The organism is Psychroserpens sp. S379A, from assembly GCF_049800755.1.
Taxonomy (GTDB): Bacteria; Bacteroidota; Bacteroidia; order Flavobacteriales; family Flavobacteriaceae; genus Psychroserpens.
Window position 1 is genome coordinate 1,023,746 of sequence record NZ_JBNAFQ010000001.1, and the last position, 26,165, is coordinate 1,049,910.

Consider the following 26,165-nt stretch of genomic DNA (forward strand, 5'->3'; position numbering starts at 1 on the left):
TGATATGGTCATTTTGAGCGAAATGAGGAATCTTATTGATATAAATTAATAGTTTATAACATGTAAAAAAGATTCTTCATTTCATTCAGAATGACATTGTCTTGCTTTTAAAACTAATTATTGAACTAATTCTGCGTCTTTAGGTTTTTCAAAGACCGCATCGTCCATTTTAAGTTGGGTAGCCATGACTTGCGAAAATTCTACATCATTACGTTTAGTGGTTGGCTGATTGTTTTCGTAATTATACCACGTTAAGGTTTTTGGTAAGGTAAGGTTATTTATATTTTGCCAATTGCTATATTTTATGAAGTGAAATTCTTTTGCTTTTTCTTTAGTAAAATAGGTTACTGTATAACCTAACCAAGTCATTTGATTGGTTTGAGAATCGTAATATAAAATGTATTCATCATCAGGCGACTCTCCTACTCCACTTTCATAAGATATTTTAATACCTGGATATGTTTTACCTTCAAAGTTTAGTGGTTCAACATCTTTATACGTTATACCATCGTCGGCTAGTACAAAAGGCATGGCATAGAAATAGAACATTAAATTGTAGTAAAACTTAGGGTTTCCCTTATAAACTGAACCATTTTTATTTAGCAACCAAACCTCTTTACCATCGTAACCAATGGTATGCTTAGGCATTTCGATTTTTGATTTTCTGTTTTTTAAATCTGTTATGGTCACTTCGTCTCCATTATCTTTAGCCATTGTAAATTTTAGTGTTTGCATTTGTTGCCAAACCTCTAACCCTCCGTGTGCATCGAACACTTTTGAAATATTTTCTGGGTACATACTGGTTGTAACATCTAATTCGGTTTCGGAATAGTTTATAGATTGAACTGGATGCTCTTTTTTATCGTTTTTACATGATGTAAAAACAAGTATTATTACTACTGCTAAAAATTTAAATTTCATAATATGGGTTGTTTTGGTTTGTAGCTTAGACGAAGGTAAAAAGAATTGTTTACAAAAAAGCCTCAGAGCTATTCTGAGGCCTTTTGCTATTATCAATTTTCCTTATTCAATAATTAGTTTTTTAACCATTTCTTTAGTAGAAGTATTGAGTTTTACAAAATACAGTCCGCTTTGCAAGTTTGAAACGTTTAGCTCAAGGTTTTGCTCGTTAGATATTGGGCGTTCTATAACTAATTTGCCTTGTATATCGTAAACCCTAAGGTTTGCATTTGAAATGTTGTTGAGTTTTATATTTAAAACGTCATTTGCAGGATTTGGAAACAGACTGAAATTTGATACTATATAATCTGTTACACTTAAAGCCACATCAGCATCTAAATAATCTGGTACGTTATTCATATTTGTATCATCATCCGTTGGGTCTCCATTATTATTATAATCTTCATCAATTGTTAATACTAAATCGCCATCATCATCATTATCGAGATAGTTTTCTATGGTATCTAAATCTGTATCAATAAATGAATGTAGAGCCATTCGACCATTAGGATTCGTAATTTCATCAATAGTATCAACATTATCACCATCATCATCATCATCTAAATAATTAGGAATACCGTCTAAATCTGTATCATCATCATCTAAATTACCATTACTATTTAGGTCTTCATCTGCATCAATAACGCCATCACTATCAGTATCTACACAAGAAACTTCTGTTACAATAATGTCTGTTAAACTACTACAAAAAGTTAGCTCATCTAACAATTCAAGAGTATAAGTTCCAGCTTGATTTACATTGAGAGTTGGATTTGTTTCTCCAGAAATTAAAACGCCTTGATAAAACCAAGATATTGAAAAGTTGTTAGCATCAACACCTGAGTCTATAATTAATGACTCACCACTACATAAAATGTAATCGCTTGTGACTATGCTTATAGGTACTGGATTTACAATAAGATCAAAACTGGTTATAGCAAAACAACCATACACGTCGTTTTCTAATCTTGCATAAATAGTTTGATAATAGGCATTGATATTTATATACATTGTAGGATCAGCGATAGCATTTGAATCAAATAATGCATCAGATTCACTATTAAAATAACTAATGCTATTTCCTATTTCTCCATTTAATATTTGTAAATCATTTATTGTTAAATCAAAAATTGCAAAACCATCGTTACTTACATCATCACATATAACTATATTTGATGCAACTCCAGGAGCAGGATTTGGTAAAACTCTTAACGTTAAAGTTGTAGTATCTGAATAACCTGTGATATAATCTTCGATTCTCACATAAATTGTTTGTGGATTAGTAGAATTAACATATGAGCTTTCTAAAGCACCAAAACCATCACCAGCTTCCTGTTCCGTTAGATGATAACTAACATGGAATTCTACTTCGCTTTGAGTACCTAGCACCTCACTATCTTTCGAATACAGATCAAAAAGTGTAAATCCATCAGATAATTCATCATCACAAAGCTCTAATGGTGTTGGTTGATTTGCTACTTGGGCATTTATATTCATTAAACAGAATACAGAACATAAAAATAGTAATTGTTTTAACATAAGTTTCTTTTTATTAATGTTTAAAAATGGTAAAAAAAGCCTCAGAATTATTCTGAGGCTTTGGTCTATATAATTGGTTCTCGATACGATTTTTCGAAACTCAAAATCACTCGAACTGACGTAAACGCTAATGATTGCTTTTGAGTTTCGTTGTTTTAATAGACTTTAGTCAATGATTAACTTCTTAACCATTTCTTTAGTAGAAGTATTGAGTTTTACAAAATACAGTCCGCTTTGCAAGTTTGAAACGTTTAGCGAAAGGTTTTGCTCGTTAGATATTGGGCGTTCTATAACCAATTTGCCTTGTATATCGTAAACCCTAAGGTTTGCATTTGAAATGTTGTTGAGCTTTATATTTAAAACGTCATTTGCAGGATTTGGATGCATGTCAAATCCGTTATAATCAAATTCAGAAACTGAAAGTGCTTCGTCAACAAATTCTGTTTCAAAACGATTGGTGATTACTGGTGCATTGAAATCGAAATAGATTGCCGCAGTATTTGGAATGATATCTCCTAAAGCATATCCTGCTTTTGGCTTTACTCTAAAATATATAAATCCGTTACTACCTTCGGCATCATCTTGCTCTGCTGGTAAATTAATGTCTTCAAAATACCATTCGAGGTTATTTTCGGTTCTTGTCACTACATAATCGTGACTTGAGCGTAGCATTTGAAAGGTGGTTTCATCTAACTGATTGTCTAAAACATCTTCTATTCTTACAAACTCTGCTGCTGCTGTTCCTAAGTTTTGGAAACGCACTGTATAATACAACCATTCATCTGACGTTGAAAAATCATCAAATAACACTTTTGGGCCATGAGATTCCATTTTATCATTTGGATCCCAAGAACCTATAACAACTTCTGATAAGGTAGAATAATTATTTCCTGGAACTAAATCGTTAGCATCTGTAACATAAGTTGCTGTATTGGTAACAATATCATCTAAATCAACTGTAGCTGGACAGGTTAATGAAATATCGATATACTCAACATCTCCAGGTTGTAAGTTTACAAAATCAACTGTAAATCCTGTAGCTGTATTGGTAATAGTATAATTTGGATTTACACTAGTTACATTATTGTAAACCAATTGTGAATCTGCAACAAACTCTACAGTACCAGATGTAATTGTGGTAAAGCCTAAGTTTTCTAATACCAAGAAATTTTCATGAGAAAAGCCAGGTCTTGGAGGTGTCCAATAATTAATAAGATATACAGCAAGGTCTTCGCAAGATTGTTCTTCAACGACAGGGAAATCTACTGTAACTGTATTACCTTCGGTTACACTAATATTACTAAATGTAGCTGATGTAACTTCATAACATCCAGCAGATTCATCGTATAAATTAAATGTGATTTCGTACACATCTGTGTCATTTTCACTTATAATTTGGAAATTTCCAGTAGATGAATTTACGGTATTTAGCATTCCATCTCCATTTACTTCGTAAGTAAAGTAACCGTTAGAGAAATTAAATTCGTTAGCATCAAAAACACCATTTGCATTGTCGTCAATAAATGCATTGACATCAATAATCCCTACTGAAGACGTACAGAAGACATCAAAATCAAATTGTTCTGTACAACAAGCATTTCCATTAGCACAACTTACTGAACCATCTGTATTAAATCTTACTGTTAAAGAATCTCCTAAAGATGTGTAAGTCAAACCAGCAAAATCGCCATTATTACCATATTCTAAATCTGGGTTTAAAATAGTACCATCAGAATCTATGATATAAACTTCGTCATAAGTAACTTCAGTACCTCCAGCATTAAAGTAAAGTGTTAATGGTAATCCGTCAGAGCTTTGAAAACTAAACTCAGTTGTATCATTATTATCATAACAATAAGTTGTATTTACAGTTCCATCTTCACACACAACTATTTGATTAGGGTTTGCTCGCGTTGTAAAACTTTTCTCAATACAGTCTTCGGCATTTCCATTATTATTATAAGGAGTGATTGTAATGTAATAGGTGACTTCATACTCAAAAGTATCTGTTTCATAACTTAGTACATTACCAACATCTAAGTTATCTAATACTTCTGTTCCGCCAGGAGTAATACCAATTGACAACTTATAACCTACTACTACACCAGAAGCGTTACTCCATGTTATATTTGTGTTTTCATTGACATCAACTTCTCCATTTTCAGGCGTTAACATCATAACATTGCACGAAGGAAGTGCATTTGGATCTGCACAACTAACTTCATAATTTATTGGTGTGTAGTTTTGACTTTGACAAGATACACTTACGTCTGAAGCTACCATTATAGTTATAGTACTACCAGATGATGTAAACATTAAACCAGAAACATCACCTTGATTACCATAAGGAGAATTAGCATTAAGATTTGTACCATTTGAGTCTAACACAACTAGCTCATCAAAATTATTTTCAACCTGTCCAGCATTAAATACGACTTGTAAAGGAGTTGTTCCATCTGCACTTTCATAGATATATTGTTGTTGACTACTATTATCGTAACAGAATGAATTGGTTACTGGTTGCGCACAATCAACAATTGCAGGACAAGATCCGTCACTAGTAACGCTAAAATCTGTTATAGAAAAACATTCATTTGTTGAATTTTGTACTCTAACAAAAATTGTTTCGGTAGTTAATGACACCATATAATTAGTTGCATCAACAATAGGATTGGTATTAGAATTAGCTGAACTATAATCTTCAAAGAAATTAATTACAAACTGATTGGCATCTAATCCGTTTAAAATTTCAGGTATTGTTGATGTTAAATCGAAACTAGCTATAGGCTCACAATTTGCCATATTTTCAGGTTGAGAAATTACAGGTATAATACCTCCTTCAATGACTTCAACACTAGCAGTTGACACACAACCTGAAATTAAATCTGTAACAGTTACAGAATACACTCCAGCCATATTAACTACAATTTCTGGACTCGTTTCTCCTGTACTCCATAGATAATCATAATAAGCTCCATTATTATTATTTATAACTGGATATAATACAACATCATTACCTCCACAAATTGTATAAGGTCCATTAAAATCTATTTGTGGATTTAGATAATAATTAATAAAAATCACTACAACAGTATAACTTCCCGATTGGTTTTCAACACGAACATATACTTCAGAATTACTATTAACAGCATAGGCTTGCGGATTAGTAATAGGATTTACTTCTGCAATAGCATTTGTTTCGGACATGTAATATGTTATTGTAAAATCTGATGAATTTTGACCATTAAGTATTTCTGCTTCGTGAATCGTTAAATCATAGTCTGTAGGAGTATTAGAATCTTCACTACAAACAAAAGCTTCGACGGATGATGCAGACACACAATCGGTATCGACAACCAAATCTAAAGTAGTGATGTCATAGCAATCTCCTGTATTTTGACTCACTCTAACATAAAGCGTTTGAGCAAAAGGAATTGTATTTGTAAATATTGGATCTAATACATTGAAAAAGCCATCTGCTTCTGCTTGGTTTAAGTGATACGTTACTAATAGCGTTGGATTTTGGTTTCCTCCTAAAATTTCATTTGTTTTAGTATCAAGATTAAACACTTCAATCCCATCATCATCTGTATCACAAACTACATAAGGCGTTGGATTGTTAGCAACATTAAATGGACCAACATTTAATATTAATGCTGGAGAGTTATTTACGAAGAAACATCCTGATAACAAATCTGTAGCACGAATATAAATGTCTTGAGTATAAGGTGTTGTATTGGTGTAAAAATTTTCGTTAGTTATCGCATTAACTTCGTTTAGAGCATCTTCATAAGTTTCGTAATAAGTAAGAACTACATTGCTATTTCCATTCATGAATTCTTGTTCTAATTGTGTTAAATCAAAAGTTGCATAGCCACCACCTGTATCACATTGCTGCATAGGGAATGTCCAAGTATATGATGGTGAAGGTCCAGCTATTAAAAAAAACTGAGAAAAGTATACCGTTACAGTTCCTCCATCACTATGCTCAACTCTGGTTCTAATTTCCTGTGGATTTGTAATATTTGTATATGGTGAACTCAATGCATTAGTACCATTATTTGCATCTGTAGCAGTTTCATGATAAGTAATAACATATTGATCAGGATTATCAAGTCCGTCAAGGATTATAGCGTCGTTGATATGTAAATCAAATTCAGCAAATCCACTACCATCTATATCACACAACAGTATATCATTTGGAGTGTTAGGTGTATTTTGAGACCATAGTAGTGCTGTAAAAGAACAGAAAACGGTAAGAAATAGTAATAATTTTTTCATGAGCGGTTGATTTTAATTAAGCTGTTAAGGATTTGAAAACCAGATAAAGATAATTAAATCTAAAGATTTTCATTTATAAAACAGATAAAAACCAAAAATTCCTACCTTGAAATATAAATCCTACATTGTTATTAAAAATTGCTCCTAATTAAAGTGTACTTTTGTAATCTTAATTAATCATTGATGATTCAGATTTATGTCTTTTAAGTCTATAACAAGCACACAGAATTCTTACATTAAACAAATTGTTCAGCTTAAAGAAAAATCACGCGAACGCAAAAAAACTGGATTATTTCTAATTGAAGGTCAGCGCGAATTAGCCTTAGCATTAAAAGGTGATTATGAAATTGATACATTATTATTTTATCCTGAATTAATTTCTGAAGAGCAACTCGAACAATTTATACCTTTTAGCAATTCGGTTATTGAAATCTCTAAAGAGGTATTTCAAAAATTAGCACATAGAAGTACCACTGAAGGGATTATTGCTGTAGCAAAGTCTAAATTACATGAAATAGAACACTTAAGATTTGATAAAGCAAATCCGTTAATTTTAGTTGCCGAAGCACCAGAAAAACCTGGAAATATTGGAGCCTTGTTACGAACAGCAGATGCTGCTAATGTTGATGCTGTTATTATTGCAAATCCTAAAACCGATTTATACAATCCTAATATTATTAGATCTAGCGTTGGTGGTGTATTCACCACTCAAATTGCCACTGGAAGTACTTCTGAAATCATTGCGTACTTGAAGCAAAATAGCATCAACATTTACTGTGCAGCTTTACAAGCTTCAGTAGAATATCACACACAAGATTACACAAAGTCAACAGCAATTGTTGTTGGTACTGAAGCTGATGGTTTAACTAGCGAATGGCTAGAAGCCTCTACACAAAATATCATTATACCAATGCAAGGCGAAATTGATAGTATGAACGTTTCTGTTGCAGCTGGAATTCTTATTTTTGAAACCAAAAGACAGCGAGATTTTAAATAAAAACACATGACCTCAACCACGTTATTTTACATCATTATAGCCATTATTATTATCAATTTTATTGTTGATAAAATACTAGATGCATTAAATGCTAAACATTATAATGATGCCATTCCTGAAGAGCTTCACGATGTTTATGACGAAACTGAGTATAAAAAATCGCAAGCATATAAAAAGACCAATTATAAGTTTGGAATATTTAGCTCATTATTTTCAATAGTACTAACACTTGGCTTTTTATGTCTTGACGGTTTTGAATATGTTGATAATATTGCTAGAAATTATTCAGAAAACCCGATTGTAATAGCATTGCTTTTCTTCGGAATTATTATGATTGGTAGTGATCTAATTTCTACACCTTTTTCAGTATATAAAACCTTTGTGATTGAAGAAAAATTTGGCTTCAATAAAACGACTGTCAAAACTTTTATTCTAGACAAAATTAAAGGCTTACTAATGACTGCTATTTTAGGTGGTGGAATTTTAGCACTTATCATCTGGTTTTACCAACAAACCCAAGAACAATTTTGGTTATTTGCTTGGGGAATGATTACTGTGTTTACCATCTTTATGAATTTGTTTTACGCCAGACTTATTGTTCCTCTATTTAATAAGCAAACGCCTTTAGAAGATGGTACTTTACGTGAAAAGATTTCGGAGTATGCACAATCTGTAGGATTTAGCTTAAGTAAAATTTTTGTTATTGATGGCTCTAAACGAAGCACCAAAGCTAATGCATACTTTTCAGGTTTTGGAAGCGAAAAACGAATCACTTTATATGATACTTTAATAAACGATTTAGAAGAAGAAGAAATTGTAGCTGTATTAGCTCACGAAGTTGGTCACTACAAACGTAAACATATTATCTTCAACTTAGTAACATCGATATTACTGACTGGTTTTATGCTATTTATTTTGTCTGTATTTATATCAAATCCAATGCTATCAAACGCTTTAGGTGTTGAGATTCCAAGTTTTCATGTTGGTTTAATTGCCTTCGGAATGCTGTACTCTCCTATTTCAGAAATTTTAGGATTAGTCATGAATTACATCTCTCGAAAATTTGAATACCAAGCCGATGATTATGCAAAAACTACTTACAGAGCCGAACCTTTAATTTCATCATTAAAGAAACTTTCTAAAAACAGTTTGAGTAACCTCACTCCTCACCCTTCTTATGTTTGGATGCATTATTCGCATCCTACACTTTTGGAACGTGTTAGAAATTTGAAAACGTAATTTATTGGTTTTCTTTAAAACAATTTGCATTAACTCGTTGCACAATACATTTCTTATTGCTACTTTAGTTTTATGGCAAAAGTAGACATCGAAAAAGAAAATGCAGAAATAGCAAAAGCCTATAAAGACCTTTTAAAGGTAAGCTATCAAACCCTTTCAACTACTGATAAGAAATTAATTCGTCAGGCGTTTGAAGTGGCAGTTGATGCACATAAAGATCAACGTCGAAAATCAGGTGAAGCTTATATTTTTCATCCAATTGCAGTTGCACGAATTGTAGCTAGTGAAATTGGTTTAGATGCCACTTGTATTGCTGCAGCATTGCTTCATGATGTTGTTGAAGATAGTCCAGATTACACCTTGGCTGACATTTCTCAAATGTTTGGCGAGACCATTGCTCGTATTGTTGATGGACTCACAAAAATATCGTCTTTAAACAAAGATAAAGACGTATCGACACAAGCGGAAAACTTCCGTAAGATGTTACTCACCTTAAATGATGATGTACGTGTTATCATTATCAAAATCGCAGACCGACTTCATAATATGCAAACTATGGATTCGATGCGAGCAGATAAACAAGAAAAAATTGCTTCTGAAACCTTATACATTTATGCGCCTTTAGCACATAGAATCGGACTTTATAATATTAAAACCGAACTTGAAGATTTAGGACTCAAGTACACCGAACCTGATGTGTATAATGATATTCTTGAAAAAATTAAGGAAAGTAAAGAAGAACAAGACAATTACATTAAAGAATTTTCAGATGTTATTGTAAACTCTTTAAATAATGAAGGTTTAAATTACGACATCAAAGGTCGACCAAAATCGATTTACTCCATTAGAAGAAAAATGGTTAAACAAGGCGTTTCCTTTGATGAAGTATACGATAAATTTGCCGTTAGAATCATTTATAAATCTGATACTAACAACGAAAAATTTATCGCTTGGAAAATCTATTCCATCGTAACAGATCATTTTACTCCAAATCCTATTCGTTTACGAGATTGGATATCGTCTCCTAAATCTACAGGTTACGAAGCACTTCACATTACAGTTATGGGACCAAAAGGTCGTTGGGTTGAAGTACAAATACGCAGTGAGCGTATGAATGAAATCGCCGAAAAAGGCTATGCAGCACATTACAAATACAAACAAGGTAGTGGTGAAGATGCTCTTGACACATGGATTGACAAACTGCAAGAAGCATTAGAAAGCAATGAAATGAATGCTGTAGATTTTGTGGAGCAATTTAAACTCAACCTTTACTCAAAAGAAATTTATGTATTTACACCAAATGGCGACTTAAAATCTTTACCCAAAGGTGCTACACCTCTAGATTTTGCATTTAGTGTACATACAGAAATTGGCATGAAAACTCGAGGTGCTAAAGTAAATGGAAAACTAGTGCCTTTGAGCCATGAACTCAACAGTGGTGATCAAGTAGAAATTTTAACTTCCGAAAATATTAAACCAAACAGTAATTGGTTAGATTATGCGACTACTGCAAGAGCTAGAAGTAAAATTAAATCGTCTTTAAAAGACGAGAAAAAAGAAGTTGCTAATGAAGGTAAAGAAATTTTAAGACGTAAATTAAAACAACTCAAAGTTAGCTTAGATGAGAAATCGGTTAACGAAATGGTGAATTACTTTAAACTTAAAACAAGTCTCGATTTGTTTTACAGAGTTGGCATTGGCACTATAGACAACAAAATGCTTAAAGAATATGTGGCTTCAAGAAGCAACATGTTTATGTCGTATATAAAAAGTAAAATTCGCAAACCAGTTGTTGCTCCAGATCTCAACAAAGAAGAAATCACAGCCAAATACGACCAGCTTGTTTTTGGTAAGGAAGAAGAAAAACTCGATTATAAATTATCTTCGTGTTGCAACCCTATTCCTGGTGATCAAGTTTTCGGGTTTTTAACCATAAATGAAGGCATTAAAGTTCATAAAAAAAACTGCCCTAATGCATTGAGCTTACAATCTAATTATGCCTATCGAATCATGAAAGCCAAATGGATTGATTCGTCACAGCAAGAATTTGCAGCTCAAATCACTCTTTCTGGAATAGACAACTTAGGTTTGGTAAACAACATCACCAAAGAAATATCTTCAAACATGCATGTTAACATGAAAAGTATCAGTTTTGATACAGATGGAGGCATCTTTTCAGGAAAAATAAATGTTGTAGTTACTAACAACACAATGTTAAAAAAACTTATGGATAACCTTAAAAAAATTAATGGAATAGATAAGGTGACACGAGTATAATTGTGTAAATTTGCAGCACAAATTATGAGTACAAATACAGAACAGAGTAATCAAGAAATTGTAAAGAACGTTTTTACAAAATTTCTAGAAGAAAAAGGGCACAGAAAAACACCTGAGCGCTATGCTATTCTTCAAGAAATTTATGATAGTGAAGAACATTTTGATATTGAATCTTTATACATCAAAATGAAAAACAAAAACTATCGCGTAAGTCGAGCTACACTTTACAATACCATTGAAATTCTTATGGAATGTGCCTTGGTACGCAAACATCAGTTTGGTCAAAATCAAGCACATTATGAAAAATCATACTTCGATAAACAACATGATCATGTTATCTTAACAGATACAGGTGAAGTGATCGAATTTTGCGACCCTAGAATACAGTCGATTAAAAAAACGATTGAAGAGGTTTTTGATATTTCAATTACGAATCACTCACTCTACTTTTACGGAACAAAAAACAAACCAACTAACTAAATATACAATGGCAGTAGATTTACTACTAGGACTACAATGGGGCGACGAAGGCAAAGGAAAAATTGTTGATGTACTCACCTCCAAATATAATATCATTGCTCGTTTTCAAGGTGGTCCAAATGCAGGTCACACACTAGAATTTGATGGTATTAAGCATGTTTTAAGAACTATTCCTTCTGGTATTTTTCATGACGACTCTGTTAATGTTATCGGAAATGGTGTGGTAATCGATCCAGTAGTATTTGTGCAAGAGTTAGATGGTTTAGACCAGTTCAATTTAGATTATAAATCAAAACTAATCATCTCAAGAAAAGCTCATGTCATTTTACCAACACATCGTTTGTTAGATGCAGCGTCTGAAACTTCAAAAGGCAAAGCTAAAATTGGCTCTACTTTAAAAGGGATTGGACCAACGTATATGGATAAAACCGGACGTAATGGCATTAGAATTGGTGATCTTGAACTTGATAATTGGAAAGAAAAATATAGAGCTTTAGCCAATAAGCATGAAGCTATGATTGGATTCTACAATGTAGATATTCAATACGATTTAAAAGAAATGGAAGCTGAATTCTTTGCAGCTGTTGAGCGCTTAAAAGAATTACAATTTATCGATAGCGAAGAGTATTTAAATCAGGCCTTAAAAAACGGTAAACCTATTTTAGCCGAAGGCGCTCAAGGCTCTTTATTAGATATCGACTTTGGAACTTATCCATTCGTAACTTCATCAAACACAACAGCTTCTGGTGCTTGTACTGGTTTGGGTGTTGCTCCTAATAAAATAGGAGAAGTCTTCGGAATCTTTAAAGCGTATACAACACGTGTTGGTTCTGGACCATTTCCTACTGAATTATTTGACAAAACAGGTGAAGACATGGCTAAGATTGGCCATGAGTTTGGTGCTGTTACTGGCAGACCTCGTCGTTGTGGTTGGTTAGATTTAGTAGCTTTAAAATACGCTTGTCAAGTAAATGGTGTGACTCAATTAAGCATGATGAAAGGTGATGTTCTTTCAGGTTTCAAAACACTCAAAGTATGTACAGCTTACAAATACAAAGGTGAAACAATTTCGCATTTACCATTTAATATTGAAGCTGAAAACGTTACACCAATTTATACCGAATTTAAAGGCTGGAAAGAAGACTTAACTAAAATGAGAGACGTTTCTCAATTTCCAAAAGAACTCAATGACTATATTGAGTTTCTTGAAAAAGAATTAGAAATTCCTATTACAATTGTTTCAGTTGGTCCAGATAGAACTCAAACGATTAATAGATAATCATTATTGGCATCTATTAAAAATCTGTTAAGGCATACGATTCCGAAGAGATAATAGTTATTTTTGGAGCAAAACATAATACCTTGAAGCTAGTTTTCAGATATATACTTTTACTTATCTGTTGTTTTTCAACAGGACTCTCCTATTCTCAGCAACCTAAAAAAATCAAAATTGAATATTCGGGTTTTACGGTTAAAGACTCACTTAAAGGAGATAATATAACCACGTTTGTTAGAAGTGATCAAGCTCAAATTCATATTGTTCATGAAGGCATAGACATGTGGTGTGACAAAGCCATTTATTATCAAGACGAAGATTTTATAGAGGCTTTTAGTGATGTCGTAATTAAACAAGGTGACTCTGTAAACATGACCTCCAAATACGTAGAGTATAGTGGCATTACAAAAATGGCTTTTGCTGCTGGAGACGTGGTACTTACTGAACCTCAATCTGTTTTAACAACAGACACACTGTATTTTGATAGAACCAAGCAGGAAGCCTATTACAGAACAACAGGAAAAGTAGTTAGAGATTCTTCAGGAACAATCACTAGCCAAGTTGGACGCTATTACATGAACAACAAAAAGTATCGATTTCTTAAAGATGTTGTTTTGGTTAATCCTGAATACACACTTGATACAAATCAATTAGATTTTTATTCAGATTCTGGACATTCCTATATGTATGGACCTTCAACCATTGTTGGAGATTCTAGTAAAATTTATTGTGAACGCGGTTTTTATGATACGAATAATGACATTGGTTATTTTATTAAAAACTCTAAGATCAATTACAACAACAGAGAAGTTATTGGTGATAGTTTATATTTTGATAGAAACCGAAGCTTTGCTTCTGCCACCAATAATATAGTTGTTACAGACACCATAAACAATAGCATTATTAAAGGTCATTATGCTGAAGTATTTCGAGCAAAAGATTCAGTATTTATCACAAAACGTGCTTTAGCAATGACAGTACAAGAAACCGATTCTATCTACATTCATGCAGATACTCTAATGATTACTGGCAAACCAGAACATCGCATTACTCGAGCCTATTACAATGCCAAGATGTACAAAAGCGATATGAGTGGAAAAGCAGATTCGATTCATGCAGATCACAAAACAGGATTGACACAGCTGATTAATCTCGACCGCTTTTCGTCAACTGATGCTTATGCTATAAAACGAAGACCTATTCTTTGGAATTTAGGCAATCAAATGACTGGTGACTCTATTCATTTAATTTCTAATGTTGAAAAAGAAGAATTAGATTCTTTAAAAGTTTTTAATAATGCATTTTTGATTAGTAAAGACACTATTGGAGATGGATTCAATCAGATTAAAGGTCAGAAACTAATCGGCTTATTCGAAAACAATGAACTGTATAATGTTGATATCATTAAGAATGCTGAAATCATCTTTTATTCCAGAAATGACAACGATTCACTAATTGGCATCAACAAATCAAAATCGGCTAAAATCAACATGAAGTTTGAAGAAGGCTATAAAATTGTTACACTCTTTAATCAAGTTGATGGTGAGATTTATCCAGAATCACAATTTCCAGAAAACGCCAGGAAGTTTAGAGGTTTTGATTGGAGAGGTAATGAACGTCCAAATAGTATTGAAGACTTATTTAGTGATGATCCTCCTTTAAAACTTCCTATTATTAAAGGGCTTGATGAATTTGTACCTGAAGAAGAGTTTTTTGATGAAGCTATGTTTGAACGTATGGATTCTGCTAGAGAAAAAGATAAAGACGAGATTAATAAAGCAGAGCGAAGTTTACCAAAATCGGCAAAACAATTAAAAGCAAAACGCGATATTACTAAGCAAAACAAACTTCTTAAACCGTTTTCTAAAAAGGAAAAAAAAGAAAACTAATGCAAGATGATTTTTTTAAATATCAAGCACAAACGACACCTCATCCTTTGGCAATGTCTATTTCTCATGCTGAAGGTTCATACATTTACGACACCAATAACAAAGCACATTTAGATTTTGTTGCAGGTGTTTCGGCATGTAGCTTAGGCCATAAACATCCAAAAGTTGTAAAAGCCATAAAAGATCAGTTAGATAAATATCTTCATGTGATGGTCTATGGTGAATACATACAAGAACCAGCTGTTGAGCTAGCAAAACTATTAGCGAAACATTTACCGAAACCTTTAGAAACAACCTACCTTACAAACTCTGGCACTGAAGCCATTGAAGGCGCTCTTAAATTAGCAAAACGCACCACTGGAAGAAGTGAGATTATCTCAGCACATCATGCGTATCATGGCAATACCATGGGCTCTTTAAGTGTTATGGGATTTGAAGAACGCAAATCTGCATTTAGACCTCTAATACCTAACACACGCTTTATTGAATTTAATAATGAAACACAACTAAATCAAATAACAACTAAAACGGCTGCTGTTATTTTAGAAACCATTCAAGGTGGAGCAGGTTTTATTGAGCCATCAAACAATTATTTAGAGAAGGTTCGTAAGCAATGTGACAAAGTTGGTGCTTTATTAATTCTTGATGAAATTCAACCAGGATTTGGTCGTACAGGAAAACTATTTGGTTTTGAGCACTATAATTGTATTCCAGATATTTTAGTCACAGGTAAAGGTCTTGGAGGCGGAATGCCTATTGGTGCCTTTACTGCTTCAAAAGCTGTGATGGATTTACTACAAGATAATCCAAAGTTAGGTCATATTACAACCTTTGGAGGTCATCCTGTTATCGCTGCCGCAGCTTTAGCAACTGTAAGAGAAATTACCGAATCTAATTTAATGTCTAAAGCACTTGAAAAAGAACAATTGATTCGCAAACATTTGGTTCATCCTCTCATTTCAGAAATTCGTGGCAAAGGATTAATGTTAGCTGCAATGACACCTTCGGCAGACATTACCAATGATGTTATTTTAAAATCAAAAGACAAAGGACTTATACTATTTTGGTTACTTTTTGAACCAAAAGCGATAAGAATTACACCTCCATTAACCATTTCTGAAGACGAAATTGTGAAAGGTTGTCAGATAATAACACAAATTTTAGACGAAATTTACTCTAAATCTCAAACTAAGTAATTTAGCTTAAATAACTAAAAATCAGTGTTTGACATCGTTTTACATGACCTTAAACTGTAACTGTTAATTACTTTGTTGAAAACATTGGCACTAAAAATGATGTTTTTGAACTGATAACAGTAATTTTAAATAACGATTAATCCAAATTTGCATATGGAGTTTAGTCAACCTGACGACAACAACAATTTTTCGCTTACACGCTTTGAATCTATGCTTAAAACTAATAATGTTTTATTCTTTGATTCAAACGAATTTGAAAATATCATTCATCATTATCTTGAAAGTGGTAAAATGGCTTTAGCAAAAAAAGCTATTAAGTTAGGTCTTGAGCAACATCCAACATCTGTAAATCTCAAATTGTTTTTAACCGAAATTTACATCTTAGAAAACAAGTTTACTGAAGCTGATGAGGTGTTAAATGAAATTCATATTATTGAGCCTTCAAACGAAGAAATTTACATTCAAAAAGCAAGTGTGTTTTCTAAACAAGATTTACACGAAAAAGCTATTGATACTCTAAAAATTGCCTTAACTCTTAATCAAGGTGATGAAGGCTTAACCGATTTATTTGCGTTGATTGGAATGGAATATTTATTCTTAGATCAATTTGAAAATGCTCGAGAGTATTTTTCAAAATGTCTTGCAATCGACCTCGAAGATTATTCGGCTTTATACAATATAATCTATTGTTATGATTTTCTAGATCAGAACAATGAAGCCATCGACTTTCTAAACATTTATCTTGACAAAAATCCGTATTGCGAAGTCGCTTGGCATCAATTAGGTCGCCAATATTTCACAGTTAAAGATTACGACAAAGCTTTAGCTGCTTTTGAGTTTGCCATTATTTCTGATGACAGCTTTGTTGGTGCATATCTCGAAAAAGGAAAGGTTTTAGAAAAGAAAAAGTTATATCTTGAAGCTATAGATAACTATAAAATCACTTTAGCTTTAGACGAACCAACCTCATTTGCCTTATTGAGAATTGGACATTGTCATGAAAAATTAGGTCAAGACGATTTAGCGGTTCAGTATTTTTATAAAACGGTTCACGAAGATCCTTTATTAGACAAAGGATGGATTGCCATTACCAAGTTTTACAATAAAAAACGCAACTATCAAAAAGCCCTATTTTATATTAATAAAGCCATTAATATTGATAGCGAAAATGTTATCTATTGGAAACTATATGCTCAAATCAACCATAGGCTTAATTTTTTAGAAGAAGCCGAACGTGGCTACAAAAAAACTTTAGATTTAGGAAACTACGAACTACAAACTTGGTTATCTAGAACAGACATTCTTATTGCTTTAGGCGAACATGAAGCCTCAATTTTAAACTTAATTCAAGCTGCAGAATTCTATCCCGAAACTGCCGAAATAGAGTTCCGTTTAGCTGGTTTACACTTTATATTACATGAAAGCAGAAAAGGACAATACCATCTAAAAAATGCACTTCTATTAAATCATGAATTTGAGTTTATTCTTGAAGAATTATTTCCAAATGTATTGCTAAAACCTTCAGTGCAACAAATGCTTTTAGATTTAAAAAAGTAACTAACTTATTTTGTTTTAATTACAAAATCAATTCATTTTTAGCTTGAAATTAATCATTCCTATTTCATACCTTTACTGCTCGTATTTAGAAAAATGATTAGACAATTTAAAGACTACTTACTCATTACCTTAAAAGGTATAGCTATGGGAGCAGCAGATGTAGTTCCTGGAGTTTCTGGAGGCACTATTGCTTTTATTTCTGGTATTTATGAAGAATTAATCGAAAGTATTGACAACCTTAATCTTGGCGTTCTTAAAGTTTGGAAAAAAGAAGGTTTTAAAACGGCTTGGACATCTATTAACGGAAGCTTTCTCCTAGCTCTTTTTTCTGGAATTGCTGTTAGCATTCTCTCTCTTGCTAAACTTATAAAATGGTTACTTCACAACGAACCTATATTACTTTGGTCTTTCTTTTTCGGACTTGTATTAGCAAGCATTCTCTATATTGGGAAGCAAATTAAATCTTGGTCGCCTAATATTATTATGGCCATTATAATGACCTCTATCCTATCCTATTTTATAACTTTAGCCGAACCTTTTGCGACTCCTGACAGTCCTTTATATTTACTGTTTTGTGGCTTCATTGCTATTATCGCAATGATCTTACCTGGTGTTTCTGGTGCTTTTATTTTACTTATTCTAGGCGCATACGAAACTGCAATCAATACTATTAATGATTTACGTGATGGATTATTCACAGGTAACATGACGCTTTTTAAAGATGCTCTCATTAATTTTTTATTGCTTGCAGTTGGAGCTATAGTTGGTTTAAAGGTCTTTTCGAAAGTACTGAACTGGATGTTCAAACATCATAAAAATTTAACCTTAGCCATTTTAACAGGATTTATGATTGGCTCTCTTAACAAAATATGGCCTTGGAAAAAGGTTTTAAAAACTCGTATTAATTCTGAAGGAATTGAAGTCACAGCTCTAGACGAAAGCATTCTGCCATCATCATACGATGGTGATCCAAATATTTTGTTCGCCATAGTGTTTATTGTCATCGGATTTGCAACCATATTAATCCTTGAAAGCTTAGGCAATAAAAAAGCAAAAGCGTAATGGAAGCAACTAGAACCTTTAAAGATCGTTTGTTTCTGGTCATTAAAGGACTAGGCATGGGAGCTGCCAATAAAGTACCTGGTGTTTCAGGAGGTGTTGTGGCTTTTGTAGCTGGATTTTACGAAGAATTTATTTATTCCTTACAACGTGTTAATAAAACGGCTTTTAAATTCTTGTTTAAAGGACGATTTAAAAGCTTTTACAGATACATAAACGGTAGGTTTTTAGTGCTTCTTTTTACAGGAATGATTATCAGCTATTTTAGTGTTTCTAAAATTCTAGACTACCTCCTTCAAAATTACGAATTGTATGTGTGGAGTTTATTCTTCGGAATGATCATTGGTTCTATTTATTATATCAATAAAGATTTTAAGAATTGGAACTACAAAAGCATTACTGCTTTAATTATAGGAATCATCCTTGGTGTTAGTATTAGTTTTTTAGATCCAGCCAAAGAAAATGACAATCTTATATTTGTGTTTTTTTGCGGAGTCATTAGCGTTTCAGGCATGACACTTCCTGGATTTTCGGGCTCTTTTATTTTAATTCTATTAGGCAATTACGTCTTGTTATTGGTAGATTCTGTAAATGCGCTTTACGATACATTTTCAGAAATTCTCACAGGTGATTTTAGCTTTTTACAAAATGAGATTAGACTGCGTCTTTTAAAAGTATTGGCTGTGTTTACCTTAGGCTCTGTTGCAGGACTGGTGACATTTTCTCACTTATTAAATTACGTTCTTAAACACTATAAAAGCATCACAATTGCTTCAATTATTGGGTTTATAATTGGCTCTTTAGGAGTCGTTTGGCCTTGGAAAAAAACCATTTTTAAAACACAAGAAAGTGGTGCATTTATATTAGATTCTAGAGGCGAAAAAATCATAGCTAATTACGAACGCTTTATACCAGAATTACACAGCGAAACTTATTTCGCATTTGGATATATTATATTAGGAATTCTTATCGTTCTTGCTCTTGAATGGTATGGTCAACGCACAAACAAAATACATGTATAGATTAGGCTTATTAGGAAAACACATTGATTATTCATTCTCAAAACACTATTTTAAATCAAAATTTGAAACCGAACAATTACCATTTACTTATGAGAATTTTGACCTCGACAACATCTCGTTGTTCCCTAAGCTCCTAAATGATAATCCTGATATTTTCGGACTTAATGTCACCATTCCTTACAAAGAAGAGATTATCCCTTATCTAGATAAACTAGATAAAAAAGCAAAAAAAATTGGAGCTGTAAACACCATTACGATTAGCTCAAAAGGACAATTAAAAGGCTACAATACAGATTGCTATGGTTTTAAAAAATCAATAAAACCTTTGCTTAAAAAGCATCATAAAAAAGCACTAATTTTAGGTACAGGAGGAGCTTCAAAGGCCATCGCTTATACATTAAAAAAGTTGAATATTAAATTCGACTATGTATCGAGAACTTCAAAACCTGGTGTAAAATTCACTTATGAGGATTTAACAATTGAAGATATTGAATCGTACAAAATCATTATCAACTGTTCGCCAGTTGGAACCTATCCTAAAGTGAATAGCTGTCCAAACATTCCATATGATGGTGTGACAAACAAACATATATTGTACGATTTAATTTACAATCCTGAACAAACAAAGTTTCTTAAGTTAGGAGAATTACAAGGCGCAGACACTATAAATGGACTTAAAATGTTAGAATTTCAAGCAGAAAAAGCATGGCGAATTTGGAATTCTATCAAATAACCTTTCTAAATAATGCTTCTTTTTTGTAAATCAGCCACCTATTAGTATCTTAGCTCTCTACTAATATATAAAAACATTGAAAAATGTCTGAGAATGATAACCTGCAAAATGCAGATGGAAAGATAAACACAAATCCTACTGAAACTCCTCAAACTCCAGAGGATTCTAAAGTTTCTGAAACGCCAACTGCAAAACAACAAGATTCAGTAGAAGAAACCATTGAAACAGCTTCAGACGCTAATCTCAAACAAGAAGATTCTAGTATTGAAACTGAAACAACTTCCGAAGAAAAAAAAGAAGAAAAAGCTACTGAAGAATCAACTAATGTAGTTGAAACTGCTTCTGAAACAACTGCTGAAACACCAGAAAAGATTGATGCTCATGTTGAAGAAATTGAAGAAGCAAATGCCGAAGACGCTGAAGATGAAACCAATGCCGAACGTCATGAGGTAGAAAGCAAAGACTACCATGCAATGTCTATGGAGCAACTCGTTATAGAGTTTGAGTCGCTTGTAAAGGACAGAAAAATACAAACTATAAAATCTCAAGTTGATGAGATCAAATCTGAATTTAATTCAAAATTTGAAGCACTTATCGACGAAAAGAAAGAAGAATTTCTAGCTGAAGGCGGAAATGAAATAGATTTTTATTACGCTTCACCTACTAAAAAACGCTTTAATGAGGTTTTTAAAACCTATAGAAATAATCTTAACGCTTATTATAAAGATCTTGAGTCTAATTTAAAGCAAAATCTAGAAAACCGACTTGCAATTATTGAAGAAATTAAAGGTTTAATCAACGTTGAAGAGAATATCAATACAACTTACAAACACTTTAAAGACCTTCAAGAGCAATGGCGAAATGCTGGTCCAATTCCAAGAGATCGCTATAATAACGCATGGAATTCTTATCATCATCATGTTGAAGTTTTTTACGACTTTTTACACTTAAATCGCGACTTACGCGACATGGATTTTAAGCACAATCTCGATCAAAAAACTAAAATTATTGAACGTGCTGAAGAATTAGCCAAAGACGATAATATCAATCGTTCATTTAGAGAATTACAAGTGCTTCATAAACTCTGGAAAGAAGAATTAGGTCCTGTTGCCAGAGAGCACAGAGAAGAGATTTGGGAGCGTTTTAGTAATGCAACCAAAACAATACATGACAAACGTCAAGCCTACTATGCCGATTTAGACAAAGCCTATGAAGCCAACTTAGTAAAAAAAGAAGAAATCATAGCTCAAATCGATGAGATTGCTCAAAATCAAGCAAATAGTCATCAAGAATGGCAAAAACGAATTAAAGCTATTGAAGCTTTACGTCAAGATTTCTTTAATGCTGGTAAAGTTCCTATAAAAGTAAATGATGCTACTTGGACAAAGTTTAAAACTGCAGTAAGAACTTTTAACAGAAGTAAAAATGCATTTTACAAGTCTCTTAAAAAAGATCAGTACGACAACCTTCATAAAAAACAAGAACTTATAAAAATTGCAGAAGATAATAAGGATAACGAAGATTTTAACGCTACAACGCCTTTGATGAAAAAGATACAGTCTGATTGGAAAAAAATTGGACATGTACCAAGAAAGGATAGCGATAAAATCTGGAAGCAATTTAAAAAAGCCTGCAACCATTATTTTGACAGAATGCATGCTGAAAGAAATGCTGCTAGTGAAGAAGAAACAGCTGCTTTTGAAGAAAAATCGACTTTACTTGAAACCGTAAAAACTATCGAACTTACAGGAAAACCAAAAGACGATATTGAAACTATTAAAACTCAAATTAGTGCATGGAAAGCTATTGGACATGTTCCTAATAACAAGCGTTTTATTGAAGGAAAATTCAATAAAGTTATAGACGGTCTATTTAGCAAGTTAGATATGGACAAGGCGAAATTAGAAATGATTAAGTTTGAAAACAAACTTGAAACCTTATCTAAACCTAACGACACAAGGCTTTTAGACAATGAGCAAAACTACATTAGAAAGAAAATTAGTGAGATTAAAGGCGATATCAATCAGTTAGAAAATAACATGCAGTTCTTTTCAAATGTAGATGAATCTAATCCGTTGGTTAAAGACGTTATTAAAAACATAAAAAAGCATAAAGATGCGCTTCAAACTTGGGAAAACAAGCTTAGAAAAGTAAAGAGCATGTACTAATTTTAGCTTACAACTCAACAAACAAAATATATGTCTTTTAAAGCGCTTCATCTTAATAAATCTATTATAAAAGCCATTGATGAAGCAGGTTATACTGAACCTACTTTAATTCAAGAAAAAACCATTCCTTTTATTCTAGAAGGAAAAGATGTGATTGCTTCTGCACAAACCGGAACTGGTAAAACAGCTGCATTTGCATTACCAATTCTTGAATTACTTTTTAATGAACAAGATGCGCCAAAAAAAGGAAAAAAAGTAAGAGCTCTAATTGTAAGTCCAACACGAGAGCTTGCTGTTCAAATTGGAAAAAATTTTAAACTCTTTTCTAAATACTCCAATTTAAGAACGACTGTTATTTTTGGAGGCACAGGAATTGAGCCACAAATAGATGTCTTAAAAAAAGGCGTTGATGTTGTTGTTGCAACTCCAGGACGTTTATTAGATTTACACAAGCAAGATGTTTTAAATCTCGATTATATTGACATTTTAGTTTTAGATGAAGCCGATTTAATGTTGGATATGGGATTTATTGATGACGTTAAAAAAATTGAACGTCTATGCCCAGAAACTAAACAAAACTTGTTGTTTTCGGCAACCATGCCTTTTAAAGTAGAACAGCTAGCTAATTCTATTTTAAAAACTCCAAAGCGCATTGAAGTTACTCCAACATCTTCTGCAGCTAACAATGTAAGTCAGGTATTATATTATGTTCCTAAACGCAATAAAATTGAACTCTGCTTACATTTATTACGAAACACGATTAAAGGCAAACGAATTTTAATTTTTAGGCGCACAAAATTTGGAGTAGACAAGCTAGAAAAGACCTTAACTAATAATGGTTATCTAGTAGAGCGACTTCATGGCGATCGAACGCAAAGCGAACGCCAAACAGCACTCAATACATTTAAAAGCGCAAAAGTTAATATTCTCATTGCTACAGATGTTGCTGCTCGTGGTATTGATATTAATAAATTAGATGCAGTAATTAATTTTGATTTGCCTAACATTCCAGAAACATATGTGCATCGTATTGGAAGAACTGGACGTGCTGGACAATTTGGACACTCTTATTCGTTATGTTCGGCAGATGAAAAAAGTTATGTTAAAAACATTCAGCAATTAATTAACGTTCAAATACCAGTAGAAGATAACCATCCTTATCCTTTAGATCCTAAAGCCAAACCAATTGTTCATAAAAAGAAAGGCAGCAAATACAAAAAAGGACGTAAAGGCCAAGGTTCTAAAAAGAAAAAAAAGCGTTGGTATTAGCTAGGATTAATCTTCAATATCAATAAAATCTTTTCCAAACCTTACGATGCCATGTTTAGTGTCAATTTTTATCTTATTCGTTGCAGTATCTTTACCAATAACCATCATTTTTGAAGACTCATTTGTACGACTAGGAGGAATTTCTGTTACCAAATTATTTATGTAATGAACTGTATTGTGACCAAAAGTTTCAATTTGGAACTCCATATCTTCAGGAAAAAAGAGATTCACTTCAGAATATTCGGTATGCATTTTAAAATTTTCAAAATCACGAATAAAATTATGCAACCAAAACTTACTATTAAAGTCAACAATTTCAACACTTTGTCCTATAAGACCTATTCTAAAATCTGTGAATTCTCCATCAATTTTTAGCTGGTTTAGTTCTGCTACTAATACTTTTTCAACATGATTAAATTTATAGTTTCCGCCTGTTAAAGTATTAGCATTAAATTCACCATTTACCACATTAAAACTATTAAGTTGATTTGATAATTCTTTAAAATACAATCTAGTATTTCTTGCCTTAACCTTTATTTGGCTTTTTAAATCTATCGTAGATGTAATTCTTGAATTTAGAGCCACAGCGCTAAAATTTAGATGTGTTGGCATTTTTATAACAAAAGAAGTTTTAAAACTTTTTATATTTTTAGCCTTTACTTTTTTCGTCTTCTTTTTTCCATCAAACTGTCTAATATTTTTTAAGTACTCTTTCAACACTTTCCCTTCAGAAGTATTGTTTATACCATAAAAATACTGCTTCGATTTTCTAAAATGCCTGTTAGAGATATCACCAAACTTAACTAAATCGCCTTCAAAGGTAATTCCGAATAACGTTTCAACTGTATAAACAGTTCCTCCATGAGCATTTTTACTATCGCAAATGAGTTTTAAAACATCCTTTTCTAAAACTGTGGAAACTGTGATACTATCTATTATGTTTTGAAGTTCTTTTTTTGAATAATTATTAAATTCAATAGAATAGTTAATATGAATTTGCTCATCTTCTGAAGCTTCAATCATGACACTAGAACTCTCTACATTTAAACTTAATGTGTTAATGTTAGTCGCATCGAAGCTATTTTTATAAACATCAAATTTTTGAGCATTTAGAACCGTTGAAACAAAAATGGGTACTATTAAAAATTTAAATTGTGCTTTCATTTTTAGTGATTTTAGTATTTAAAATATGAATATGTTGCTGAATATCTTTAAGAAGCTTTAGCCTAGTTTTAAGGTTATCTATGAGTGCTTCAATGGTTAAAAGATCATTTGGATTTTTAGTGAATTGCGAAGAAATATCTTGATAATCTTTATCCAACTCATTTAGTTTTTTTTGATATCTAGCAACCAAAATTTTATCATCTGTTAGAGAAATAAAGTTGTTCCATTCGTTTTCTATATGCTCTAAATATTCGGCTTCTACTGTTTTAATCTGAGCAACAATAGGCAACTCAGTTTCCTTTTGTGGCAAGCTAAAATACACTCCTGCTCCAGCTGTTAAAGCTATTAAAAACAAAGCTGCCACACGCAACCAAGACACTTTACTAGGTTTAAATTGTTTTTGGAGTTTCTTTTTAAATTCAACTCTATGGTTACTTGGTAAAGACTTATAATGCTTGTCTTCTTCTTTAAACAAATCTCTAATATCTTGTTTCATGATATTTATCTTTTAAAAGCTCTTGTAGCTTTAGTTTTGCTCGTCTTAAATGTGTTCGAGAGGTTTTTATAGGTATACTTAAAATCTTTGAAATTTCTTCATGGTCATAACCTTCGAGTAAATACAGATTAAGCACTACTTTATATTTTGTATTAAGTTTTTCGATGTTTTTAATGATGTCTTCTTTCGTAATAACCTCATCAAAAAACCAATCTGAATCATCTAAAAGCTTTACATTTTCTATAGCAACATCAGAAAATTCAATTTTATGCGTCTTTAAAACATCTAAGCACGTATTTATAATGATGCGCTTTAGCCAAGTACCAAATGCAAAATTTGGTTGATAGGTTTTAATACGAGTAAATGCTTTTAAAAACCCTTCTTGCATTGCATCTTTAGCATCCTCATCATTTAAATATCTACAAGCAACATGATACATCGCATCACAGTATAAATCATAAATCTGCATCATTGCTCTTTCATCTTGCTTTTGGCATCTTGAAATTAAAATTTGATGTGTTTTGGACATTTAAATTTGGTTAGCTTTCATTAGTAATAACGAA

At 32.4% G+C, this 26,165-nt stretch carries 19 protein-coding genes; 13 read left to right on the top strand and 6 right to left on the bottom strand.

Features of this window, described 5'->3' with window-relative positions:
• Positions 1-117 precede the first annotated feature (117 nt).
• From ACP15M_RS04655 to ACP15M_RS04665, 3 genes are all read right to left on the bottom strand, one after another.
• Positions 118-921, bottom strand: a complete 804-nt coding sequence (locus tag ACP15M_RS04655; protein WP_425076009.1) for a DUF6503 family protein — start codon at positions 919-921, stop codon at positions 118-120.
• Positions 922-1,023: 102 nt separating this feature from the next.
• Positions 1,024-2,499: a T9SS type A sorting domain-containing protein gene (locus ACP15M_RS04660; protein ID WP_425076010.1), complete on the bottom strand. Its 1,476-nt coding sequence runs from the start codon at positions 2,497-2,499 to the stop codon at positions 1,024-1,026.
• A gap of 165 nt (positions 2,500-2,664) precedes the next feature.
• Complete coding sequence (locus tag ACP15M_RS04665; RefSeq protein WP_425076011.1) at positions 2,665-6,780, bottom strand: T9SS type A sorting domain-containing protein; 4,116 nt, start codon at positions 6,778-6,780, stop codon at positions 2,665-2,667.
• Between the two features lie 196 nt (positions 6,781-6,976).
• On the opposite strand from ACP15M_RS04665, the gene ACP15M_RS04670 reads away from it, so the two are divergent.
• From ACP15M_RS04670 to ACP15M_RS04730, 13 genes are all read left to right on the top strand, one after another.
• A complete protein-coding gene (locus ACP15M_RS04670; RefSeq protein WP_425076012.1) occupies positions 6,977-7,777 on the top strand; it encodes a TrmH family RNA methyltransferase in 801 nt (266 codons plus the stop codon).
• Between the two features lie 6 nt (positions 7,778-7,783).
• Positions 7,784-9,016, top strand: a complete 1,233-nt coding sequence (locus tag ACP15M_RS04675; RefSeq protein ID WP_425076013.1) for a M48 family metallopeptidase — start codon at positions 7,784-7,786, stop codon at positions 9,014-9,016.
• A gap of 72 nt (positions 9,017-9,088) precedes the next feature.
• On the top strand, positions 9,089-11,293 hold the full coding sequence (locus tag ACP15M_RS04680) for a RelA/SpoT family protein (protein WP_425076014.1): 2,205 nt from the start codon (positions 9,089-9,091) through the stop codon (positions 11,291-11,293).
• Between the two features lie 24 nt (positions 11,294-11,317).
• On the top strand, positions 11,318-11,773 hold the full coding sequence (locus ACP15M_RS04685; RefSeq protein WP_425076015.1) for a Fur family transcriptional regulator: 456 nt from the start codon (positions 11,318-11,320) through the stop codon (positions 11,771-11,773).
• A 7-nt stretch (positions 11,774-11,780) separates the two neighbouring features.
• Complete coding sequence (locus tag ACP15M_RS04690) at positions 11,781-13,052, top strand: adenylosuccinate synthase (RefSeq protein WP_425076016.1); 1,272 nt, start codon at positions 11,781-11,783, stop codon at positions 13,050-13,052.
• An 83-nt stretch (positions 13,053-13,135) separates the two neighbouring features.
• A complete protein-coding gene (locus ACP15M_RS04695; RefSeq protein WP_425076017.1) occupies positions 13,136-14,938 on the top strand; it encodes an OstA-like protein in 1,803 nt (600 codons plus the stop codon).
• Positions 14,938-16,134, top strand: a complete 1,197-nt coding sequence (locus ACP15M_RS04700; RefSeq protein WP_425076018.1) for an aspartate aminotransferase family protein — start codon at positions 14,938-14,940, stop codon at positions 16,132-16,134. The genes ACP15M_RS04695 and ACP15M_RS04700 overlap by 1 nt, the downstream gene beginning before the upstream one ends.
• Positions 16,135-16,287: 153 nt before the next feature.
• Complete coding sequence (locus ACP15M_RS04705; protein ID WP_425076019.1) at positions 16,288-17,691, top strand: tetratricopeptide repeat protein; 1,404 nt, start codon at positions 16,288-16,290, stop codon at positions 17,689-17,691.
• A 93-nt stretch (positions 17,692-17,784) separates the two neighbouring features.
• Positions 17,785-18,753, top strand: coding sequence for a DUF368 domain-containing protein (locus ACP15M_RS04710; protein ID WP_425076020.1), 969 nt, complete (start codon positions 17,785-17,787; stop codon positions 18,751-18,753).
• Positions 18,753-19,772, top strand: a complete 1,020-nt coding sequence (locus tag ACP15M_RS04715; RefSeq protein ID WP_425076021.1) for a DUF368 domain-containing protein — start codon at positions 18,753-18,755, stop codon at positions 19,770-19,772. Before ACP15M_RS04710 ends, ACP15M_RS04715 begins: the two co-directional genes overlap by 1 nt.
• Positions 19,765-20,505: a shikimate dehydrogenase family protein gene (locus ACP15M_RS04720; RefSeq protein WP_425076022.1), complete on the top strand. Its 741-nt coding sequence runs from the start codon at positions 19,765-19,767 to the stop codon at positions 20,503-20,505. The genes ACP15M_RS04715 and ACP15M_RS04720 overlap by 8 nt, the downstream gene beginning before the upstream one ends.
• An 83-nt stretch (positions 20,506-20,588) precedes the next feature.
• Complete coding sequence (locus tag ACP15M_RS04725; protein WP_425076023.1) at positions 20,589-22,673, top strand: DUF349 domain-containing protein; 2,085 nt, start codon at positions 20,589-20,591, stop codon at positions 22,671-22,673.
• A gap of 30 nt (positions 22,674-22,703) precedes the next feature.
• Positions 22,704-23,942 carry a DEAD/DEAH box helicase gene (locus ACP15M_RS04730; RefSeq protein ID WP_425076024.1) on the top strand — a complete coding sequence of 413 codons (1,239 nt, stop codon included), beginning with the start codon at positions 22,704-22,706 and terminating at the stop codon, positions 23,940-23,942.
• 6 nt (positions 23,943-23,948) lie between these two features.
• On the opposite strand, the gene ACP15M_RS04735 is transcribed toward ACP15M_RS04730, so the two are convergent.
• From ACP15M_RS04735 to ACP15M_RS04745, 3 genes are read right to left on the bottom strand one after another with little or no spacing between them, the layout of a single operon-like run.
• Positions 23,949-25,106 (bottom strand): hypothetical protein, encoded by a 1,158-nt coding sequence (locus ACP15M_RS04735; protein ID WP_425076025.1) that lies wholly within the window; start codon positions 25,104-25,106, stop codon positions 23,949-23,951.
• Positions 25,090-25,602 (bottom strand): hypothetical protein, encoded by a 513-nt coding sequence (locus tag ACP15M_RS04740; protein ID WP_425076026.1) that lies wholly within the window; start codon positions 25,600-25,602, stop codon positions 25,090-25,092. Before ACP15M_RS04740 ends, ACP15M_RS04735 begins: the two co-directional genes overlap by 17 nt.
• The gene (locus tag ACP15M_RS04745) at positions 25,586-26,131 is read right to left on the bottom strand and encodes an RNA polymerase sigma factor (protein ID WP_425076027.1); all 546 of its coding nucleotides are present in this window, start codon (positions 26,129-26,131) and stop codon (positions 25,586-25,588) included. The genes ACP15M_RS04740 and ACP15M_RS04745 overlap by 17 nt, the downstream gene beginning before the upstream one ends.
• Positions 26,132-26,165: the final 34 nt, after the last annotated feature.

Excerpts from the sequence above, each read along its gene's own strand:
- ACP15M_RS04690 (WP_425076016.1), top strand. The coding sequence starts at position 11,781 with ATGGCAGTAGATTTACTACTAGGACTACAATGGGGCGACGAAGGCAAA.
- ACP15M_RS04735 (WP_425076025.1), bottom strand. The coding sequence starts at position 25,106 with ATGAAAGCACAATTTAAATTTTTAATAGTACCCATTTTTGTTTCAACG.
- ACP15M_RS04740 (WP_425076026.1), bottom strand. The coding sequence starts at position 25,602 with ATGAAACAAGATATTAGAGATTTGTTTAAAGAAGAAGACAAGCATTAT.
- ACP15M_RS04710 (WP_425076020.1), top strand. The coding sequence starts at position 17,785 with ATGATTAGACAATTTAAAGACTACTTACTCATTACCTTAAAAGGTATA.
- ACP15M_RS04720 (WP_425076022.1), top strand. The coding sequence starts at position 19,765 with ATGTATAGATTAGGCTTATTAGGAAAACACATTGATTATTCATTCTCA.
- ACP15M_RS04745 (WP_425076027.1), bottom strand. The coding sequence starts at position 26,131 with ATGTCCAAAACACATCAAATTTTAATTTCAAGATGCCAAAAGCAAGAT.
- ACP15M_RS04675 (WP_425076013.1), top strand. The coding sequence starts at position 7,784 with ATGACCTCAACCACGTTATTTTACATCATTATAGCCATTATTATTATC.
- ACP15M_RS04685 (WP_425076015.1), top strand. The coding sequence starts at position 11,318 with ATGAGTACAAATACAGAACAGAGTAATCAAGAAATTGTAAAGAACGTT.
- ACP15M_RS04660 (WP_425076010.1), bottom strand. The coding sequence starts at position 2,499 with ATGTTAAAACAATTACTATTTTTATGTTCTGTATTCTGTTTAATGAAT.
- ACP15M_RS04725 (WP_425076023.1), top strand. The coding sequence starts at position 20,589 with ATGTCTGAGAATGATAACCTGCAAAATGCAGATGGAAAGATAAACACA.
- ACP15M_RS04670 (WP_425076012.1), top strand. The coding sequence starts at position 6,977 with ATGTCTTTTAAGTCTATAACAAGCACACAGAATTCTTACATTAAACAA.
- ACP15M_RS04730 (WP_425076024.1), top strand. The coding sequence starts at position 22,704 with ATGTCTTTTAAAGCGCTTCATCTTAATAAATCTATTATAAAAGCCATT.
- ACP15M_RS04665 (WP_425076011.1), bottom strand. The coding sequence starts at position 6,780 with ATGAAAAAATTATTACTATTTCTTACCGTTTTCTGTTCTTTTACAGCA.
- ACP15M_RS04705 (WP_425076019.1), top strand. The coding sequence starts at position 16,288 with ATGGAGTTTAGTCAACCTGACGACAACAACAATTTTTCGCTTACACGC.
- ACP15M_RS04700 (WP_425076018.1), top strand. The coding sequence starts at position 14,938 with ATGCAAGATGATTTTTTTAAATATCAAGCACAAACGACACCTCATCCT.
- ACP15M_RS04680 (WP_425076014.1), top strand. The coding sequence starts at position 9,089 with ATGGCAAAAGTAGACATCGAAAAAGAAAATGCAGAAATAGCAAAAGCC.
- ACP15M_RS04655 (WP_425076009.1), bottom strand. The coding sequence starts at position 921 with ATGAAATTTAAATTTTTAGCAGTAGTAATAATACTTGTTTTTACATCA.
- ACP15M_RS04715 (WP_425076021.1), top strand. The coding sequence starts at position 18,753 with ATGGAAGCAACTAGAACCTTTAAAGATCGTTTGTTTCTGGTCATTAAA.